This window comes from Neisseria sp. P0022.S010 (assembly GCF_051956635.1).
Genome location: NZ_JBQCXF010000395.1, coordinates 1 through 2,766 on the forward strand (window position 1 = coordinate 1; position 2,766 = coordinate 2,766).

The 2,766-nt window shown below is 57.9% G+C and carries 1 protein-coding gene; it reads right to left on the reverse strand.

The genetic code is table 11. The annotated features are described in order from the left end of the window. Window positions 1-37 precede the first annotated feature (37 nt). Window positions 38-2,766 (reverse strand): DNA polymerase I (gene polA / locus ACTHUT_RS17225; RefSeq protein ID WP_440419180.1); only part of this gene is annotated, 2,729 nt, incomplete at its 5' end.

Genomic DNA, 2,766 nt, shown 5'->3' on the forward strand with positions numbered 1-2,766 from the left:
CAATTCTATATTGAAAGAAGGATAGGGTCAAACAATCTCAATGCGCCTCTTCCCAATTCATACCCACGCCTACTTCTGCCACCAGCGGCACGTTCAACATCCCTTCGTCCACTTTCGCCATAATCTGCGGCAGTTTTTCTTTCACTAAATCCAGCTCGGCTTCGGGTACTTCCAGCACCAGTTCGTCATGCACCTGCATAATCAGTTTGCTTTTCAGGCTACCTGAAACCAGCCAGCGGGACACGTCTATCATGGCGCGTTTGATGAGGTCGGAGGCGGTTCCCTGCATGGGGGCGTTGATGGCGGCGCGTTCGGCTCCGGCGCGGGCGTTGGCGTTTTTGTTGCGGATGTCGGGCAGGTAGAGGCGGCGGCCGAACAGGGTTTCGACGTAGCCTTGGGCGGCGGCTTGTTCTTTGGTGCGTTGCATGTATTCGGCAACGCCGGGGTAGCGGGCGAAGTAGCGGTCGATGAAGGTTTTGGCGGACAGATTGTCTATGCCCAGCGATTTGGCGAGGCCGTATTGGCCCATGCCGTAAATGAGGCCGAAGTTGATGGTTTTGGCGTAGCGGCGTTGTTCGGACGAAACGTTTTCGGGGGCGATGCCGAATACTTCGGCGGCGGTGCGGCGGTGTACGTCTTCGCCGTTTTGGAACGCGGCGATGAGGGTTTTGTCGCCGGAGAGGTGCGCCATGATGCGCAGCTCGATTTGGGAATAGTCGGCGGAAACGATGACGCTGCCTTGCGGTGCGGTAAAGGCGCGGCGCACGCGGCGGCCTTCGGCGGTGCGGATGGGGATGTTTTGCAGGTTGGGGTTGTTGCTGGCGAGGCGGCCTGTGATGGCGACGGCTTGGGCGTAGGTGGTATGCACGCGTCCGTCTTTGGGGGAAATCATTTCGGGCAGTTTGTCGGTGTAGGTGGATTTGAGTTTCGCCAAGCTTCGGTTTTGCAGGATGATTTTTGGCAGTGGGTAGTCGGGCGCGAGCTGTTCGAGCACGGCTTCGTTGGTGGAAATGCCGCCTTTGGCGGTTTTTTTCAGGCCTTTGGTGGGGATGCCCATTTTGTCGAACAGGATTTCTTGAAGCTGTTTGGGCGAATTGAGATTAAACGGCTGGCCTGCGGCGGCGTAGGCTTGTTGTTCGAGCTTCATCAGCTCGGCGCCGAGTTCTGCGCTTTGGCGGGCGAGTTCGGCGCGGTCGATTTGCACGCCGTTGCGTTCCATTTCAAACAATACCTGCGCGACAGGCAGCTCCATTTTTTCATACATTTCAAGCTGTTTGGCGTCCATTTGCGCGCGCAGGTGCGCTTCGAGGCGCAGGGCGAAATCGGCGTCTTGGGCGGCGTATTCGGTCGCCTGCCCGATGGCGACGTCGGCAAAACCGATTTGCTTCGCGCCTTTGCCGCACAGCGATTCGTAGGTAATGGTTTCCAAGCCCAGCCAGCGTTCGGACAATTCGTCCAAGCCGTGTCCGAGATGGCTCTCGATGATGTAGGAAGCGAGCATGGCGTCGCCGGCAATGCCGTTCAGGGCGATGCCGTAGTTGGCGAAAACGTGTTGGTCGTATTTGAGGTTTTGCCCGATTTTTTTCAGGGCGGAGTTTTCCAAATGTGTTTTCAGACGGCCTAATACGTCTTGCAAATCAATCTGTTCGGGTGCGGCGGTCAGGCTGTGCCCTACGGGGATGTAAACCGCTTCGCCCGCTTGGAACGCGATGCTGATGCCGACCAGCGCGGCGTTCATCGCGTCTAGGGACGTGGTTTCCGTGTCGATGCCGATTGTGTCCGCCTGCGACAGTTTGTCTAACAAAGCGGCAAACTGCGCTTCGGTGGTAACGGCTTGATAATCCAGCTTTTCGGGGGCAACGGCTTTTTCAGGTAGCCTTTCAGACGACGTTTCCATATCCAACGCTGCCTGTTCGCCTATCGTATCGCTGCCGAACAAATCGCCGTCCGCCGCTTCGTGCATACGGCTTTCCGCTTCTTTCAACCAAGTGCGGAAGCCCCAGCGTTTGAAATCGACCGCAAGCTGAGACCATTTCGGCGAAGTGCGGCGCAGGCTTTCGAGGCCGTCTGAAAGCTCCGAGTGCAAGTCCACATCGGTTTTAATCGTCACCAAATCATACGACAGCGGCAGTTGGGGCAGCGCGGCTTGCAGGTTTTCGCCGACCTTACCCTTGATTTCCGCAGCGTGTTCCATCACACCGGCCAGCGAGCCGTAGGCTTCCAGCCACTTCACCGCCGTTTTCGGGCCGCATTTCTCCACGCCCGGCACGTTGTCCACCTTGTCGCCCATCAGCGCGAGATAATCGCGAATTTGGTCGGGGCGAACGCCGAATTTTTCCTTCACACCTTCAATGTCCAGCGTTTCGCCGCTCATCGTGTTCACCAGCGTAACGCGTTCGTTCACCAGCTGCGCCATATCCTTATCGCCGGTGGACACCACCACATTCCAACCTGCTTCGCCGGCCATCGCCGCCAGCGTGCCAATCACGTCGTCCGCTTCCACTTGCGGAATCACCAGCACCGGCCAGCCCATCAGCCGCACCAAATCCGGCAAAGCTTCCGCCTGCGGGCGCAAATCGTCCGGCATCGGCGGGCGTGTCGCCTTATAGTCGGGGAACATCTCGTGGCGGAAATTCTTACCCTTCGCATCAAACACCACCGCGCAATAGTCGTGCACATAATCCGCCCGCAACCGGCGCAACATGTTCAACACGCCATAAAGCGCACCCGTCGGCGCACCATCTGGCGCAGATAAATTCTGACCCA